Annotated in this window: 16 protein-coding genes and 2 pseudogenes; 13 read left to right on the top strand and 5 right to left on the bottom strand. The window is 48.9% G+C overall.

Annotated elements, in window-relative coordinates:
• Positions 1–28: 28 nt before the first annotated feature.
• The 3 genes from JDW22_RS03495 (at position 29) to JDW22_RS03485 (ending at position 3316) form a co-directional block, all read left to right on the top strand.
• On the top strand, positions 29–397 hold the full coding sequence (locus JDW22_RS03495) for a TIGR02328 family protein (protein ID WP_200521720.1): 369 nt from the start codon (positions 29–31) through the stop codon (positions 395–397).
• Positions 398–641: 244 nt separating this feature from the next.
• Positions 642–1556 carry a bestrophin family protein gene (locus tag JDW22_RS03490; RefSeq protein ID WP_200521719.1) on the top strand — a complete coding sequence of 305 codons (915 nt, stop codon included), beginning with the start codon at positions 642–644 and terminating at the stop codon, positions 1554–1556.
• 131 nt (positions 1557–1687) lie between these two features.
• Positions 1688–3316, top strand: a complete 1629-nt coding sequence (locus JDW22_RS03485; RefSeq protein WP_200521718.1) for a malolactic enzyme — start codon at positions 1688–1690, stop codon at positions 3314–3316.
• A 408-nt stretch (positions 3317–3724) separates the two neighbouring features.
• On the opposite strand, the gene JDW22_RS13610 is transcribed toward JDW22_RS03485, so the two are convergent.
• From JDW22_RS13610 to JDW22_RS03460, 5 genes and pseudogenes are all read right to left on the bottom strand, one after another.
• A complete protein-coding gene (locus tag JDW22_RS13610; RefSeq protein WP_289005368.1) occupies positions 3725–3892 on the bottom strand; it encodes a VENN motif pre-toxin domain-containing protein in 168 nt (55 codons plus the stop codon).
• 43 nt (positions 3893–3935) lie between these two features.
• Positions 3936–4316, bottom strand: a complete 381-nt coding sequence (locus tag JDW22_RS13605) for a hypothetical protein (RefSeq protein ID WP_200521717.1) — start codon at positions 4314–4316, stop codon at positions 3936–3938.
• Between the two features lie 341 nt (positions 4317–4657).
• Positions 4658–4813 (bottom strand): annotated as a pseudogene (locus JDW22_RS13600) (hemagglutinin repeat-containing protein); the annotation flags it as partial.
• Between the two features lie 412 nt (positions 4814–5225).
• Entirely contained in the window at positions 5226–6629 is a 1404-nt protein-coding gene (locus tag JDW22_RS03465) for a TolC family protein (RefSeq protein WP_200521716.1), read from the bottom strand.
• A 69-nt stretch (positions 6630–6698) separates the two neighbouring features.
• Positions 6699–8126, bottom strand: coding sequence for an HlyD family type I secretion periplasmic adaptor subunit (locus JDW22_RS03460; protein ID WP_200521715.1), 1428 nt, complete (start codon positions 8124–8126; stop codon positions 6699–6701).
• A 234-nt stretch (positions 8127–8360) separates the two neighbouring features.
• Between JDW22_RS03460 and JDW22_RS13595 the strand changes: the two genes are divergently transcribed.
• From JDW22_RS13595 to JDW22_RS03400, 10 genes and pseudogenes are all read left to right on the top strand, one after another.
• Positions 8361–9230, top strand: a complete 870-nt coding sequence (locus JDW22_RS13595; RefSeq protein WP_235964719.1) for a hypothetical protein — start codon at positions 8361–8363, stop codon at positions 9228–9230.
• The gene (locus tag JDW22_RS03445) at positions 9217–9444 is read left to right on the top strand and encodes a hypothetical protein (RefSeq protein WP_200521714.1); all 228 of its coding nucleotides are present in this window, start codon (positions 9217–9219) and stop codon (positions 9442–9444) included. The genes JDW22_RS13595 and JDW22_RS03445 overlap by 14 nt, the downstream gene beginning before the upstream one ends.
• Positions 9411–10346, top strand: coding sequence for a hypothetical protein (locus JDW22_RS13590; RefSeq protein ID WP_235964701.1), 936 nt, complete (start codon positions 9411–9413; stop codon positions 10344–10346). Before JDW22_RS03445 ends, JDW22_RS13590 begins: the two co-directional genes overlap by 34 nt.
• Entirely contained in the window at positions 10336–10650 is a 315-nt protein-coding gene (locus JDW22_RS03430) for a hypothetical protein (RefSeq protein WP_200521712.1), read from the top strand. Before JDW22_RS13590 ends, JDW22_RS03430 begins: the two co-directional genes overlap by 11 nt.
• A gap of 46 nt (positions 10651–10696) precedes the next feature.
• Positions 10697–11188, top strand: coding sequence for a hypothetical protein (locus tag JDW22_RS03425; protein WP_200521711.1), 492 nt, complete (start codon positions 10697–10699; stop codon positions 11186–11188).
• 2 nt (positions 11189–11190) lie between these two features.
• Complete coding sequence (locus tag JDW22_RS03420) at positions 11191–11346, top strand: hypothetical protein (protein WP_200521710.1); 156 nt, start codon at positions 11191–11193, stop codon at positions 11344–11346.
• Positions 11347–11552: 206 nt separating this feature from the next.
• Positions 11553–12008, top strand: a complete 456-nt coding sequence (locus tag JDW22_RS03415) for a hypothetical protein (RefSeq protein ID WP_200521709.1) — start codon at positions 11553–11555, stop codon at positions 12006–12008.
• Entirely contained in the window at positions 12005–12496 is a 492-nt protein-coding gene (locus JDW22_RS03410; protein WP_200521708.1) for a hypothetical protein, read from the top strand. The genes JDW22_RS03415 and JDW22_RS03410 overlap by 4 nt, the downstream gene beginning before the upstream one ends.
• Positions 12447–17309 carry a calcium-binding protein gene (locus tag JDW22_RS13855; RefSeq protein WP_200521707.1) on the top strand — a complete coding sequence of 1621 codons (4863 nt, stop codon included), beginning with the start codon at positions 12447–12449 and terminating at the stop codon, positions 17307–17309. Before JDW22_RS03410 ends, JDW22_RS13855 begins: the two co-directional genes overlap by 50 nt.
• 395 nt (positions 17310–17704) lie before the next feature.
• Positions 17705–18073, top strand: a pseudogene (locus JDW22_RS03400) (transposase); the annotation flags it as partial.
• Positions 18074–18101 lie beyond the last annotated feature (28 nt).

The raw sequence follows: 18101 nt of genomic DNA, 5'->3' as shown, positions 1-18101 counted from the left end.
AGCCTGCACTTTTTACGGAGACTCCATCATGCGCCTATGGCATCAAACCCTTATTCCCCAACTCCCACGTGCCCAACTGCTCGGCCAACACCGAGAATGCGCCGCCCTGCGCGGTAACGGCTGGGGCCGGCCGCACGCCACCGTGAACTACGTCTTCACCCACAGCCCCTATCTGCTTTATGCCTATCACGTCCTCATCATGGACGAAATGCAGCGGCGCGGCTACCGACCTGATCCCGCATGGCACGATAAAAACCATCGCGGCAACACCTGCCCGTCGTATCCCGATTTGGCGGAAGAACCTATCGGCAGCCCGATTTATGCCGAACACGATGATGATTACCTTGCCGAATGCTTGGCGAATCTGCGTAGTAAAGGTATTGAAGTGCAAGGATAGGCAATGAATGGCGACCAATTCAGATCCTGCATCCCGTCCCGTCTGCTGATGGCATCAGAATTGACTTGTTCGGCTGCCGGAGAAAGCGCGTAGGGTGTGCAGCCTCGCTGCGCACGCCGTTTGATTTGATACCGTTATCCCAAAGGCAGCCTGAAACCCAAAACAGCACATCAGCAGCTCACAATTTAATTTTCAGGCTGCCTCAATAAAACCAAAACCCATCCCCCACACTTTACAAACCACCATGATAATCCGCAAAAAAACCAACACCCTCGCCCTCCTATTCGCATGGCGCGGCACCATCTTCCCCAAAGTTTTGCCCGCCATGCTGCTGCTGTCGAGCGTGTCGCTCTTGCTGGGCATCGGCGCGCACAACCATTGGTTTCACCTGCCCACCCCGCCCGTGGTCGGCTTCACCATCTTCGGCATCGTCCTCTCCCTATTTCTCGGCTTTCGCAACAACGCCAGCTACGACCGCTGGTGGGAAGGGCGCAAACTCTGGGGGCAACTCATCGCCACCCAACGCCACCTGATACGCGAAAGCCAAATCCTGCCCAACGCCCGCCGCGAGCTCATCCTGCGCCAAGTTATCGTGTTCACCCACCTGCTGCGCGACCGCCTGCGCTACCAAACCGCCCACCCCGAGCTATTCCTAGAATACGGGCAAATGCAAGCCGACCAAATAGAAGCCTTCGCCACCCACATCAACCCCCCGCAATACGCCCTAGAACACATCCAATACGACCTCATCCAAGCCCATCGCCAACACGAAATCAGCGACATCACCTACACCCATCTTTCTGCCCACATCAACACGCTGGGCATGATACAGGCAGGCTGCGATCGCATCGCCAGCACCCCCGTGCCCTTTGCCTATTCCGTGCTGCTGCACCGCGCCATCCACAGCTTCTGCATCATGCTCCCCTTTGGGCTGGAAGCCGCGCTCGGGCTGTGGACACCACTGATGGTGGCATGGCTGGTGTATATGTTTCTCGGGCTGGATATGCTCAGCGCCCAGCTGGAAGACCCGTTCGGCCGGCAAGACAACAACCTGCCGCTCGATTCGCTGGTGCGCCTCGTGGAGCGCGAAATCCTGACCGCGCTCAACGTCGCCCAAGTGCCGCCCGCTTTGCAACCGCACAACGGGCATTTGACCTAACCGCGCCAACCCAAAGGCAGCCTGAAAACGGGTTTATACGTTTTCAGGCTGCCTTAACATTCCACTACCCCAACCCACGCTATAATCCCCCGCCAATCGGCAAATCCCATCATCCCCACAAGGAGCAACCCATGAAATCCGCATACGAAATCCTCAATAACCCCTTTCTCAACAAAGGCACCGCTTTCACCCACGAAGAACGCCAACGCCTCGGGCTCACAGGACTCCTGCCCCACGCCGTGCAAACCATAGACCAGCAATCGCAACAAGCCTACGCGCACTACAACCAAAAGCCCACGCTGCTGGAAAAACGCCAATTCCTGATGGAAATTTTCAACACCAACCGCACCCTGTTCTACCACCTGTTCGGGCAGCACATCGTAGAAATGATGCCGATTGTGTACGACCCCGTTATCGCCCAAAGCATTGAACAATATAGCGAATTGTTTGTGAACCCGCAAAACGCCGTTTACCTGTCGCCCGACAACCAAGCCGACATCGCCGACATCCTCACCCGCGCCGCAGACGGGCGCGACATCCGCCTGATTGTCGCCACCGATGCCGAAGGCATCTTAGGCATCGGCGATTGGGGCTGCAACGGCGTGGACATCGCCGTTGGCAAACTCATGGTCTATACCGCCGCCGCAGGCATACCCCCCGAAAGCGTGCTGCCCGTAGTGCTCGATGTCGGCACCGACCGCCAAGCCCTGCTGGATAATCCGCTCTATCTAGGCAACCGCCAAAAACGCCTGCGCGGCGAAGCGTATTACCAATTTGTCGATGCCTTTGTGAACGCCGCCGAGCGCGTGTTCCACCAACCCTATCTGCATTGGGAAGACTTCGGGCGCAGCAACGCCGCCAACGTGCTGCACACCTACCAAGACCGCATCGCCACCTTCAACGACGACATCCAAGGCACAGGCATCATCACGCTGGCCGGCATACTCGGCGCACTTGCCATCAGCAAAGAAAAACTTGCCGACCAAACCTATGTATGCTTTGGCGCAGGCACGGCAGGCTGCGGCATCGCTCACCGCGTGTACACCGAAATGCTGCACCAAGGGCTGCCTGAAAACGAAGCCCGCGCCCGCTTCTATCTGGTGGACAAACAAGGCTTGCTGTTTGACGACATGGATGATTTAACCCCCGAGCAACGCCCGTTTGCCCGCCGCCGCAGCGAATTTGCCAACGCCAGCGAGCTCACCAACCTCACCGCCGTGGTCAAAACCATCAAGCCCACCATCTTGGTCGGCACCTCCACCCGCCCCAACACCTTCACCCAAGAAATCGTGGAAACCATGACCGCGCACACCGCGCGCCCCATCATCTTCCCATTGAGCAACCCCACCAAGCTCGCCGAAGCCGCCGCTGCCGACCTAATCGCATGGTCGCAAGGCAAAGCCCTCGTGGCAACAGGCATTCCCGCCGACCCCGTGTTCTTCAACGGCGTGCACTACACCATCGGGCAAGCCAACAACGCGCTCATCTACCCCGGTTTGGGCTTGGGCGTACTCGCCGCCAATGCACGGCGCGTGAGCGATGAAATGATTTCCCGCGCCGCCCATTCACTCAGCGGCTTGGTGAACCCCGATGTTGCCGGCGCGGCGGTGCTGCCCCCTGTTGCGCAATTAACCGAGTTTTCGCAAATCGTGGCGCGTGCCGTGGCGCAATGTGCATTGGAGCAAGGGCTGAACCGCGAACCTGTTGCCGATATTGGCGCGGCGATTGATGCGATTCGCTGGACGGCGGAATATCGCTAATCGCGCTTAATGGTTGGTTAAAATAAAATAAGATAGGGCGACAACATTCGCCGTGTACGAATCGTACATAAAATGCGTTTCAGGCTGCCCTTAGCGTGTTCTAGGGCAGCCTGAAATTTAAATAACGGAGCGGCGACGGCTCGTTGCCAAATGGTGTGTCCAATAGGGTTTTACGGGTTGGGAATATCGGTTGCCGGTTTTGCATAGATTTCAGGCTGCCTTGGCGATTGCTGAGTGTAGTTACACACACATTTTGTCACTATTTTGCTACCATTTTGTCATTGCGCAATGACAAAACTGCTGTAAAATCATAGAATGTGTTGTTTGCAAATTTCATCACCACATTCATGATGTACCTCATCAATTTCAATCAGTTGTTTTGATGTCAGATAATTATTCTCCACAGCATTACTGTGCATTCAGGCTGCCTTGTGTGGCATTCGTGCTGCTATTGTTAATCGCCGCACCCGTTGCTGTTCCAAGAAGGTTTGTTATTGCGCTTACGGTTTCTTTCTGTTCTGCCGTCAATGCGCTACGGTCTATTTCTCCATACAGCCAGGTGTTGATTACTGGCACAGCTGCTTCCGCACCGCCTGCGCTAATGGTTACTGCTAGGGCATTATTGTCTCCTGCCGCTGCAACCGCTGCACTCAATACCGCATGAGCTAAAGATATGGGCAGATGAGCCTTCGGTATTTTTACTTTTGAAGTATTGCCCAATCTTATAGGAGATCATGGGCGAAGCAGTTGCCGCTGCAATACCTGCCGCGCTTTGTGTCGGTGTGATTAATTCTGCGGCTATGCTGTTGAGTAGCACTTGTCCGCGCTGCCAGTTGGCAACTTGGCTATCGTATTCCGTTTGGCTGATTTCACCTTTTTCCAGTTGTTTTTTTAAACCGTCCAGATGTTGATTGATTTCGGTATTGGCTGCCTGAATAGGCAGCGGTGTCTGTTGCCGTTTCCGTATACGCTTTGGCTTGGGTTTCGGCTGCCCGGGCATTGAGGGATTCTTGTCCTAATGTCCTGCCGCTGACGGCAATCTCGGTATCCACCCCCAGGATTTCGCCTTGATAGGCGCTATGGTTATGCAGGTCTCTGAATGTGAGCATGTCGGTACTGAATCGGTTTTTGCAGTTGTCTTCTACACTTGGCGTACTGGTGATAAGGCCGCTTTTAAGGTCTGTATGTGCGCCGGCATAGATGCCGCTTTGTTCGGTAACGGCTTCGTGCTCGGCCCTGATGTTGCTTTGGCTGTATGTAATTACCGTTGATACTTGCGCCGTAGCCTGCGGTTATCTGCAGGCTGCCGTTTTGCTATTTGCCATGGTAGGCGGCGGTGTTTTACACACGTTCTATGTTGAGGTTTCGGCTGTCCGCGTCCGCCCGGATGCCTTTGCCGATCACTTGCGCACCTCCGAGTGAGGTGTCGCCACTTCGAATGACGGTTTGGCTGCCCTTGTCGCCAATATGGGTATGCCGGTGGGTGTGGCTTTCGTCATCGCCACAGCTTTGCCAATATTGCCGCCAACACTAATGCCTAAGTTTGCACTATTGCCCAACTGCGCGACAGCCCTGCACCGGAAGCCTGCAGTAGGTTTTACCGCCGGCATGAATGCTGTTGTTGCTACGGTAGTCACTAAAGCGCGGCTCGGTTTCCACAACGGGCGGTCGGGAATGATGAACAGGAGAAGTAATGAAGGAGGTGGGACAAGGCAGTTCATGGGGAACTTTGTCATCATGTCCACATGAATTTACATTTGAATTTGCATTTAATTTAAATGTGTTTTTAACTGTGTTTTATTTAAAGGCAATGAGAATGTGAAAGTATCGGACCAATCCCAAAGCAGCCTGCATTTTCGAAACGGGGTGCAGGCTGCTTTGGGGGATTTCATAACCGTTTCAGTCTGCTTTATTCCGCAAATACCGTTTCCAACCCCAATCCGCTCTCTTTCACCAAGCGCAAATAAGCCAGCATGAATTTATACCGTGCCTGAGCCAGTTTCTGTTCTGCTTGGGCGACTTCCTGCCGCGCCCGTATCACTTCCAGCCGGTTGCGAATGCCGTATTGTTGGCCGGTTTCGGTCGATTTCAGTTTCAAACGGCTGCTTTCCAAAACCCGTTCTTGCGCCATGATTTGGTAACGCGCCGCACCGCTTTCGGTGTAAGCCTGGCGCACGGCGAGTTTGATGTGCCGCTCGGTTGCGGTCAGCTGGGCGCCGGCGGCTCCGTATTGCGCTTCGGCTTCATGGATTTTGCCCGACAATTCTCCGCCGGTATAAAGCGGCATATTCAGCTGTACGCCGACGCTCATCCCTTTGCCCCGATAGTGGTAGTCATTATTCTGTGCAGATGAAGTGTAGAGATTATTCTGATAGCCGACATGGGCGGAAACGGTGGGATAGCGGCTGTTCTGCGCCGCCCGAAGCGCCTGTCCGCTGCTTTGCAGGGCAAGCTGCTGCATCCGGTATTCATGATTGTTGGATAAGGCAATGCGCTGCCATTCATCCAGACTGTAGCGCTCCAGCTTGGGCAGATAGCGCGCCAGCAGGTTGGCGGTATCGATGGCCTCGATTTGTTTGCTGTCCAGACCGGTATAGTCGTTCAGCTGGTTTTCATAGGTTTGTTTCTCGGCCAATACGGCGATTTCTTGGGCCAGGGCATTGTCGTAACCGGCTTTGGCTTCGTGAATATCCAGCGCGGTGGCAGCCCCTTTATTGAATAAAGCCTGCGCCTGCCTTACCTGCTGCGCATAAGCCTCTTTTTCCGCCGCATGGGCGGCAACGGTGTCTCGGCTGAGTAAAACGTTGAAATAACTTTCGGCGACTTTCAACAGCAATTCTTCGCGTGCCGCATCGAAACGCTGTTCTGCAGCCTGCGTATCGAACCTGCTTTGGCGGTATTGTGCAAATTTGGCAGCGTCAAATAAGGTTTGCCCCACCTGCACGCTCCATCCCTGTGTTTCGCGGGTGGAAGAAATCGATGGCGGCTGGCGCTGGTAGCTGGCATTGGCGGATACATGGGGAAGGAATGCGGCCTTGGCCTGTTGCTGCCGTGCGCGCACTGCATCACGCTGGTAATGGGACGCTTGAAAATCAGCCGAATGTTGCTGCGCCGCCCGCCATGCTTCAGGCAGCGTAAAAGCCGAAACGGATGGGGAAAGGGATAGGGGCAAGGTAAAAATCGAAACGGGTAGGATATATTTAGAAAAATAGGATTTCATAGCCGAAAATAGTTCATGTGGCAAATAGGGCGTCAGTGTCAGGCAAACGGAAATACCGTAATCTTGCATTATCATTATATTGGGCAATGCCATCCGGGCAATGGTTTCAGGCAGCCTGCATGCCCGAACCGGCGGATAACAAATACCCAGTGCGGCATCCGCCTATCGCTCCCTAAAGCTTTCGTCCAGTTTGGTTTGCAATGGGCTTAACAGATAATCCAGCACCCGCCGTTTGCCGGTTTTAATCTCCGCCGTAACATTCATGCCCGCCGTCAGATTCACCGTTTTGCCGTCAATATTCAAGGTATGTTTGTCCAGCGACACCACCGCCGTATAGACCAAACCCAACTGCTCGTGGCTTACCGCATCATGGCTGACACTTTTCACCTTGCCCGTCAGATAACCGTAGCGCGTATAGGGAAAGCTCTCAATCTTCACCACTGCATCCTGCCCCGGTTCCACAAAACCGATGTCCTTATTCAACACCAAAACTTCCACATCCATTTTGTCGTCATCGGGCGCAACTACCATCATCTTTTGGGCAGCCTGCACCACCCCGCCCACCGTATAGGTGGCCAATTCCTGCACCGTGCCGTCCGCAGGCGACTGTATCGTCATCAGCTGCTGCCGCTGCTTTGCCTTATCCGTCTGGCCGCGGTATTGGTCAATCTGCTCGTTTGCCTGGCGCAGCGCATCCAGCGTATCGCGTTTCAGGTTCTGCGTATTCAACACCCGATTCTGTTCCGCCTGTGCAATGGCCGCCTGAATCTGCCTCATCTGACCGCGCGTACTTTCCAAATCGTTCTGATTGCTGACCGATTTGCTCTGCTGCTCCAAAAAAGCGTGTTCGGAAATAAAATTGTCGGCCCGCAAACGGCGGTAGTCTGCTGTTTTCTGCTGCTCGATCGCCCCCACCGAAACCAGCTTCTGCTCCTGCGCCTTGGCCGACTGCAATTCCGCCTGATGGCCGCGCAAAGCCGACTGCAGTTGCGCATCCTGCGCCGCCCAAGCCTGATACTGATTCTGCGCCAATATCTGCGCCGATTGCACATCGGCATCGGAGAGGCCTAAAGACCGTGCCTGCGCCGTATCAATATGCGGCACGGTACGGCTTTCCAATGCCGCCAATACCGCCTCATAACGCAGTTTGGACAATTGGGCAGCCTGCAAAGCCTGCTCCGACTGTACCACATCGCTATCCGAGCCCACGGCTTCCAATTCCGCCAACGTTTCGCCCTGCTTCACATGCTGCCCGTCGCGCACATGCACCGCCTTCACCACCGCCGTTTCCAGCGGCTGGATGGTTTTGCTGCGCCCGCCTGACACCGTTTTACCCGAAGCCGCCGCCACAATATCGATTTTGCCGAACCAAGACCACAGCAAAGCCAAAAGCGCAAACGCCATAATAAAACGCGCCGCCCATTTCGGAGCGGCAGAGACCGGCGTATCGGTCAGTTCCAAATGCGCGGGCAAAAACGCCAGTTCTTCCGCCGTGCGTTTGGGCGGTTCCAACTGGTCGCGCACCGCCCAAACATTGCGCCATACGGTGATGTAGCGGGAAAGAAAGGATTTCAGGACGGAAAAAAACATAACGGATATAACCTTGGCAAATAGGAATAGGAAACAATATAAATATGTAAAGGAATTTTAACGGAAAGCGCGCCAGCTGTTAAGGGAAAGACGGGAATATTGACAAAAAATATCCAAGTCGTTACAAATATTCATTATTTTACTGCATAACGCAATGCTGAAGTGCAGGCTGCTTTTGAGATACGGAAAGATTCGGCAAAAAGCAGCCTGCACATACCAACACAGGAACAACCCATGTTTACCACATACGATTTACGCAATTTCCTAGAAGGCTTGGCCATCCTGTTCGCCATCGGCTATTGGGGCACCATGCTGCTGTTGCTTTGGTTTCTCGTCCGCTTTGCCTACAAAAAGCCCAAACGGAACGCCGGCAAAATCCTTTCAGGCAGCCTGACCGCCGCCGTTATCCTGCTGCTGTTTGTTTGGATAATTCCCAAACAATTCGGCCCGAGCAAAGAAGAAATACAAGCACAAGAAGAATGGGACAGAAAATATAAAGAAGCCGAAGCCGTGTTTAACGAACAATGCAAAACGGCAGGGGAAAAGATTTACCGGACGGTGGACAATGTGGAAGGGATTATGCTGTTGAAAGTGATACCAGAGAGTACAGTTTCGGCAGATGCAAGAAGCCATGACCCAATGTGGAAATATGCTGCCTTACAATTAGAATTTCCTAATAAAAAATTCATTGGATCATTTTTATCAAAGTATACATATGTAGATGTTGAACAAGATAAAAAAATTATTCGATATTTCGTTAGAGAAGATAGGGAGCTTGGCGAAAAAGTAATTACTAAACCAGCACGTTATGCAGTTAACTACGAAGTAAATATGGACCCCATATTTCGAAATCATTGGATAGCAGGTGCGAGTATTCAAATTATAGATAGAGAAAAAAAGGAGGTTATTGCTGAAAAAACATGGTTTATTTTTGAAAAAGGATTAGGAGGGAAAGGAGGAGGTAGAATGCCTTGGTTGTTTGCCATAGCCTGCCATGACCCTGTTTCTCCAAGAAAGCAACTAAACTATCATGATAGAATGAGTTCAAGATTCGTTCCTAATGTTCTTAAACCCAGACAGGAGACTCAAAATGTCAAAAACTAATATCCAAAATACCAACCTCCCCAATGCGGCAATCCTTTTGGAGTTTGCCAGCGTGCAGCGAGCCGCCCGCCGCCCCGATATCCCGCCCAGACAGCCTGAAAAACCGTTTGCCCGTGCAGACCGCTTTTCAGGCTGCCTTGTTTTTCAGGCTGCCTGCACATACCAACACAGGAACAACCCATGTTTACCACAAACGATTTACGCCATTTTCTAGAAGGATTGGCCATCCTATTCGCAATCGGCTATTGGGGTACCATGCTGCTGTTGCTTTGGTTTCTCGTCCGCTTTACCTACAAAAAGCCCAAACGGAATGCCGGCAAAATCCTTTCAGGCAGCCTGACCGCTGCCGTTATCCTGATACTGTTTGTTTGGATTATTCCCAAACAATTCGGCCCGAGCAAAGAAGAAATACAGGCACAAGAAGAATGGGACAGGAAATACAAAGAAGCCGAAGCCGTATTTAACGAACAATGCAAAACGGCAGGAGAAAAGATTTACCGGACGGTGGACAATGTGGAAGGGATTATGCTACTTAAAATACCTCAAGAAGATATTTTCTCACATGGTTCAGACCCGACTTGGCAGGATGCTGCACTCGGAGCAGTAAATGGTAAAAAATCATCATTTATCAATATGTTTTTACAGTATAAAGCCATACCAAATGACGGTAATTCAATTATAAAATTTACTAATGAAGAAAAAATATATGAAAACCATACCTATTATAAGGGATATAACTTCGTAGATATTAAAAAAAATACTGGACAAGTCATTCGTTATAATAGGATACTAGAGAATAATGATTTATTAGACAATGTAGAATCTAATATTCATCCAGAAAAACCTGCACGATATGCAGTTACTTATGAAACGGAAGTCTATCCGAACTATTGGATAGCAGGCGCGAAAATTATAATCTTAGACACTCAAACGGACGAGATTATTGCAGAAAAAAATTGGTATATTTTTGATAGAGGGCTTGGCAGTAAATCAGGGGCTCGCACACCTTGGTTATACGCAGATACTTGCGGACATTTAAATGCTAGTCAATCAGAAATACGTCTTTTCGTAGATAAAGTTTTACAACCCAAACAGGAGACTCAAAATGTCAAATGATATCCCAAATGCAGCAACATTGTTAGAATTTGCCAACTTACAGGTGGCAGCGGAAGCTTTATATGTCTTAGATAAAGACAAAATTAAAGATATTCCACTTGGTAGCACTAATCATATTAAAGGAGAGATTAAACCTGAATTGTTACAATTTGGTAACAACCGCACCAGTAAATTCACGGCCACCCAAGCCGAAGAGTTCGCTCAAAAATGGGAAATCGTCTCCCACATTGCCAACACCGGCACAGGCTTTTCCGGCACACCGTCTCGGCAACTAAAAATCTTGCGGGATTGGTGTAGAACTTAGGGCTAATCTACGTCAGCCCCTTTTATATTTGTAAAGGAATTAACTTATGAATAGCATTAAAACCCACATAGACAGTAAACAGTTTACTGATCTTTTTAATCAAAGATATGTAAAGTCATTGAATGAAATTAGGAAAAGTAATCCTTTTTCTAAAATGATAATTAATATATCAAACATAAAAGATTTGTTGGACAATAATGAAGATGGATATGTTAATGATTGTTATCAAATAGATAATAATTTTTTAATTTGGATACCTTTTCCACCTGGCCCTATTGATTCCTATGATCCATATTATCTAAATAAATATCTTCTTTTTACAGAGAGATTTATTGCTCGCGTTATGATGGACGGTAAGGAATCTATTGTCGTGGACGTATCTGGAAATAAAATACATCCAGCCGATGCTGATATAGAAAAAATAAAAGATATTGTTTTTGAGTTTATTAATAGTAAGGAGCTAACTACTGGATATATACAGTTTGAACTAGTTATGGATCGCAATCAAACAAGTTTTACTATTTTAGGAATGGAATAATCATGGAAAAGATATTTATTATTAACGAAACTAACTCTATTAATGATATTATCAATTATTTAAGAGGTAAAAAAATTAATTTTAGCGTAGGAAATGATTATTTATTACATGCTGGAACTATTAATGGAGACTGCACAATTATGAAAAGTCTGACATAAAATTCAAACAAACCTTTACCTTTAACGGCGTGGGTGTCGGTTTGGACAATAACGGAAAAGAAATATCTCGCGAAAATTGAATTATCAGATGACATGATCTTATAATACAAATTGCAAAATGATAATAGAAAGGAATAATATATTTTAAGCCAACTTAAATTAAAAAATCTATTTTATATCGTTTTAAACTTATTAGGAGCTAAATAATGGCATTTGTAAATGAACGGATTACTCCAGAAGACCGCGAGAAATATTTTCCAAAATATGAAATTTTGGAGAGATATTATCCTAGAGATTGGACAATAGATAAAGATAGGGAAAGTATTTTATTTCTTCGTAGCCGAGAAAGAGAGGATATGTATTCAGACGAGTTAAGAGATAAATATGGTGAATATAGAAGGCAGGTGGATGTTTTTATCTACCAAAACTGTATCATGGAGATAGAGATTATCCGACCATTAGATTTTGTTTATCATTTTAATATTGATAAATTTATTATTGGTAAAGTTAATATTTTAAATAATATAGATTATAATGAAACTCTATTTAAGGAAATATTTACCGAAGCAATGTCTATTAATAGGGGTTTTGGCATTTATATGAGTCCTGATCATTTAAATAGATTAAAATTTGAAATTGATTTTTCGGAGATGAAATTATGAAATCATACACAGAAAAAGAAATGAATAATGCATTAGATGAATTGCATAGACGTACAGCCGGTCTAGAAGGGCATGAATTGCGTTCTGCATTAACTCAATTCATAAATGAGCAGCCTGTTTATTCGGAAGGTAAGATAACTGTTTTATGGTCTGGTGTTTGGAATCAAGCAGAATATATAGCTGGACATTCAAGTGAATTTAAAGATATTAGGATGCTTAATAAAACATTGGCCAATGATATTTTAAGTTCCGATGCATTTAATGCTCTAGTAGCCAAGTCATTTGGAGTTAGTTTTGAAGAGTTTAATGATATAAATTTAGATAGAAATAGCCCCTTAGGAAAACTTAAAACCGATTATCTATTTGACGGTAAAAAAGGTTTATGGGCACAGATTTCCCGCCGGTTCGCCCTACGAAACAACTGGCGAGGTGCGGATTATGGCCAAAAACCCGCGGGTCGATTCTGTTTTAGTAGCTACGGAAATTGAGACGCTACTTGAGGAAAGGAAGGTTACTAAAATAGACGGTAGCTCTCTAGATGAAATTATAGCTTCCAAAAATCCAAAAGAATATATTGTTTCCAGCGCTGCTTATCGTACTGCTTTGGCTGATACAGAAAATAGTAAATTTATCCAGAGATGGATGGATATAGGTGATGATAGCGGTTTAAAAAGACTACTTAATAACAGCAGCCAATTAGATTTAGAAAGAGCAAATGAAGCTATTGAGGGCATTTCTAAAACCTTTGGAATACCTGTTTCTTCCTCAGTCTGGGGAAAGCTTTCCAACTTAGGAAATAAGGCGAAGAAAACACTTCCTGTGATAGGCTGGGGCTTTACTCTTCTTGCTGTAATGTCTGTATCGCAGGAAGCAAAAGCTGCCGAAGCACGTGGCGATACGAAACGTGCAAAAGAATTGTGGGTTGAGTTTGTTGCAGGTGAGCTGGGTTCGGAAATTGCCAGTACCGCAGCCGGTGTCGCAACAGGTGTACTTGGTGTTTTCCTACTAGGATTATCAGCTCCTGTAGCTGCAGTGGCCGGTATTGCGGTCGGCATTGTTTCTGGTATCTATGGTGAAGATTTGGGTAAAGAATTTGCTAAATTAACCAGAGATATGGACAACAACCAGCGCATGGACTTGCTGGACCGCATGAGCACGCTCGCGTTCGGACAGGATTTCAATGTTGCCGACCTTCCCGCCGCATTGGAAAAGCATGCGGTTAAACTGAATATAGGCGATATTTCTTTGGAAAATCTGATTGCCAAAGCACAAACGGATATTGCCTACCGCTATGCTTTGCGTGAACTGACTCCCTTTGTTGCAGAAGGTGCGGATTATTCCGCCTATAACACAGACGGTTCATTGGATCTGCTCGGCCAGGACAACCCAAACGGCATGAGTGCCGAATATATTAAAAGCCGTGCGGAAATGCTGCTTTTGCAAATGCGCTATCTCAAAAACGGTCTGAAATTGGGACGCGATTTGACTGACGACATCACGCAAGGCGATTGGGATTATTTGGATTATGGGAAGCATCCGTTTGCAGGCAATCCTGACCGGCCTTTGGAATTTTCCATAGACGGTGATGGCATCAGCACAGATGACCACCGTATCGCATTTGGCAGCAGCAATGACGATATAATTGAAGGAAGTGGAAAATCTGACCGTTTATTCGGTGCAGAAGGCAACGACACGCTCAAAGGCGGCGCAGGCAGCGACTATATGGAAGGCGGCCAAGACTACGATACCTACCATATCCAAGATAACGACACCGTATCCGACAGCGATATGCGCGGCAGAATCCTTTTCCCGAATAAGGTTCCCGCTACCGAAACATCAGAAGAAACCATTCTCGGCTATGACGCCGTTCCTTCTTTCTTCACTAAATCAAAAAACGATGCCAACAAATGGGAAGCGCCGAATCCCAAAGGCGAATATTATCCTTTCTCCGCAGAACAAAAAGACAACGATCTGATTATCCGGCGCGGTTCTGATTCCGTTACCGTTAAGGATTACTTCACCCTCGCCGCCCACACCAAAGATTCCGGCGGCTCGCTGTGGTCCGGTTTGGGCATCCAACTGATAGACAAACCGGCAGGCGCGGCTCAGGTTTACCGCTCGGTTGAGAAGTTCGCTTCAAAACCCGTCAAACTGAACAATTTCCAAATCCGCGCCAATCCGGCCGAAAACGTCATGATTCAAGGCAATGACGGCGTAGACATCGTGATGCCTTTCTCGGCGAAATCGGTTATGGTCGATGCGGCGGGCGGCGACGATGTGGTTTACGGTCTGAAAAGCGGCGGCAACGTGCTTTTGGGCGGAGAGGGCAGGGATATGCTGCTGGGTGCCAATTATGGTGTGCGCGATGCAGATGCCGGCATCGATATGCTGGTGGGCAATGCGGATTCCGATTTGATTGACGGCATGGGTGGCAAGGACATTATCTACACCGGCGACATCAACGAGCATTTGAGCGAAGAAGCCAGCGGAGAAAAAGGCGACTGGGCCTTGGGACATTCGGGCGACGACCTGCTTTACGGCAGCCGCGGCAGCGATTTCCTGCAAGGCGGCGCAGACAGCGACAAGCTTTACGGCGGTGCGGGCGACGATGTGTTGTTGGGCGACGGCGACGTGCAGTTCGACAGCAAATGGCGTTATGTGGGGTCAATCTCTTCCTCTGAAGCCTTCCTGACGGGTCCGGGTGGAGGAAACGAAACGGTGAAGATTGACGGCGGCGGCATTGGTTTGGAACACGAAGTCACCGGCGGCGGATACGAAACCGACAAATGGCAGGAGCGTTCGCGCTTCCCGCATGCCGATATGCACCGTTGGAAATTGGCAATCGACCGTCAGAAGGGGGATTACCGGCTGGATGATGCCCTAATCCGCAAAAATACCGCTTTGGCGGAAAACGGCGCGGCGGATTATCTTTACGGCGGTGCGGGCAACGACCTGGTGATCGGGCAGACGGGCGACGATTTCCTGTTTGGCGAGAAAGGTGACGATATTTTGTGGGGTGATGACAACCGCGATTTGTCCGTTGCCGGCAACGACTATTTGGACGGCGGCGAAGGCAACGATACGCTGTACGGCGGTTTAGGTGATGACACTTTGGCAGGCGGCACCGGCAACAATACGCTGGACGGCGGCAAGGGTTTCGATACCTATGTCATCACCCACAAAGAGTTTGCTCAAACCGCCGCAACTCCTACTGAGAAAAAAACACACAACATCATCCGCGATGCGGATGGAAAGGGCAGGATATTGGTTCAGGACACTGATTTGGGCAACCTGAACTGGCAGTTTGACCAAAAAACCGGCAAATGGTCGGCCAAAGGGAAGGATATTTTCCTGGAACGGAACGGCAGTGATTTGCTGGTGCAAAACAAAGACGGCATTGCCGTTGCTGCCGTTACCGGTTTCCAAAACGGCCATTTGGGCATTACTTTGCCCGGCTTCACAGCACAGACAGACAAACCTAAATCTGGGCCTGTGCCGATGCCACAACCTGTTCAGCCACAACCTGTTCAACCACAACCTGTTCAGCCACAACCTGTTCAGCCACAACCTGTTCAGCCACAACCTGTTCAGCCACAACCTGTTCAGCCACAACCTGTTCAGCCACAACCTGTTCAGCCACAACCTGTTCAGCCACAACCTGTTCAGCCACAACCTGTTCAACCGCAACCTGTTCAGCCACAACCTGTTCAGCCACAACCTGTTCAGCCACAACCTGTTCAGCCACAACCTGTTCAACCGCAACCTGTTCAACCGCAACCTGCTCAGCCAGTACCCGTTCAGCCAGTACCGACCACCCAAACCATTATCGAGGGCGGCAGCGGCAACGAAACCCTCCATGCCGCCCTTTCAGGCAGCCTGATCAAAGCGCGCGGCGGCAACGATTGGGTATACGGCGAAAACGGTAACGATACCCTAATCGGCGGTACGGGCAACGACAAACTCTACGGCGGTAATGGGGACGATACCTATGTGTTTGCCAAAGGCCACGGTTCAGATTCTGTGACGGATTATCAGGGCAAACAGACTTTCCGCTTCGACGATGTCAAAGCGGGAGAAGTGAAGTTCCGCCAAGAGGGATACAACTTGGTTCTGTTCGGCTACAACGGCAGTGATTCCGTTCAAGTGAATAATTATTTCGCAGGTACGGAATATAGAAATATCACATTCCAGTTTGCCGATAAAACCGTTACGTTGGACAATCTGATGCAGAACGGTTTGGCCTTACAGGGCACTGAAGCCAATGAAACCATTAACGGTTGGTCGGGCAGAAACGAGCTGTACGGCCATGGTGGCAACGATACCCTGAACGGAGACAATCAGAGCGATATCTTGGACGGTGGTGCAGGCAACGATACGTTAACCGCTTATGCCGGCAACGATACCCTCATCGGCGGTGCGGGCAACGACAAACTCTACGGCGGTAATGGGGACGATACCTATGTGTTTGCCAAAGGCCACGGTTCAGATTCTGTGACGGATTATCAGGGCAAACAGACTTTCCGCTTCGACGATGTCAAAGCGGGAGAAGTGAAGTTCCGCCAAGAGGGATACAACTTGGTTCTGTTCGGCTACAACGGCAGTGATTCCGTTCAAGTGAATAATTATTTCGCAGGTACGGAATATAGAAATATCACATTCCAGTTTGCCGATAAAACCGTTACGTTGGACAATCTGATGCAGAACGGTTTGGCCTTACAGGGCACTGAAGCCAATGAAACCATTAACGGTTGGTCGGGCAGAAACGAGCTGTACGGCCATGGTGGCAACGATACCCTGAACGGAGACAATCAGAGCGATATCTTGGACGGTGGTGCAGGCAACGATACGTTAACCGCTTATGCCGGCAACGATACCCTCATCGGCGGTACGGGCAACGACAAACTCTACGGCGGTAATGGGGACGATACCTATGTGTTTGCCAAAGGCCACGGTTCAGATTCTGTGACGGATTATCAGGGCAAACAGACTTTCCGCTTCGACGATGTCAAAGCGGGAGAAGTGAAGTTCCGCCAAGAGGGATACAACTTGGTTCTGTTCGGCTACAACGGCAGTGATTCCATTCAAGTGAATAATTATTTCGCAGGTACGGAATATAGAAATATCACATTCCAGTTTGCCGATAAAACCATTGACAAACCGGACATCGCCCATTATGCCAATGCTGCTAACAATCTGATTCAGACGATGGCAGTATTCGGAAACGGCAGCAGTGCGGGAGCGGGTTTAACCGATACTGCCGTGCAACCTGTGCAACCGTTGCTGGCAACGTCGTCGGTATAAAGCCGATATAAATAAGGCAGGATAAACCACCTATATTAAAAAAACAGCAGCCAAAAATAATCTTGGCTGCTGTTTTTATTCGGGCAATTCAGTAAGGGCTATTTCACAGAAAGGCTAATAACCAGCGTGGTTTCACGCTATCCTCGGATATGCAGCACGTAAACAGCAAGTGACTCGCCCTACCTCGCTAAAAACGTTTCGAAAAGGAAGGAAGTTTTATCTATAGTCGATTAAAATTGCAATGATACGGCGTTGGCTCGCCTTGACGTACTACCTGTACGCCTTGCGGCTCGCCGCCTTGTCTCATTTTTATTTTAATCGACTATATTTTGTAATCATCCCACTGTATTTTTTAAGGGGCTGACGTAGATTAGCAGTTATGCCAGGCTACGAAAATGAAGATAACCAATTGTAAATTAAGCAAGAGAGTTCAAAAGAAACTACTTGAATTTTTTGTACTCCAAGTTACCGCCCGTTCCGCTGCCGATATTTTGGGCATTCAGCTCAACTCCGCTATTCTGTTCTACCGCAAAATTCGTATGGTTATCAGCCATTATCTGGTCTTGGTTGCCTATGAGGTTTTTGAGGGCCCTGTCGAGTTGGACGAAAGCTATTTCGGCGGACGGCGTAAAGGCAGACGCGGTCGCAGTGCAGCAGGAAAAGTGGTTGTCTTTGGCATTCTGAAACGCAACGGACGGGTCTATACCGTGGTCGTAGATAATGCCAAGTCTGATACTTTGATGCCTGTTATTAAAAAGAAAATCGGTGGTGTCCTAAAAAGTATGCTGCCTA

Origin of the sequence: Kingella bonacorsii (assembly GCF_016623605.1) — a bacterium.
In the GTDB taxonomy this organism is placed as follows: Bacteria; Pseudomonadota; Gammaproteobacteria; order Burkholderiales; family Neisseriaceae; genus Kingella_B; species Kingella_B oralis.
The sequence above is the reverse complement of the archived record's forward strand: the minus strand, read 5'-3'. Positions and strand labels throughout refer to the sequence as shown.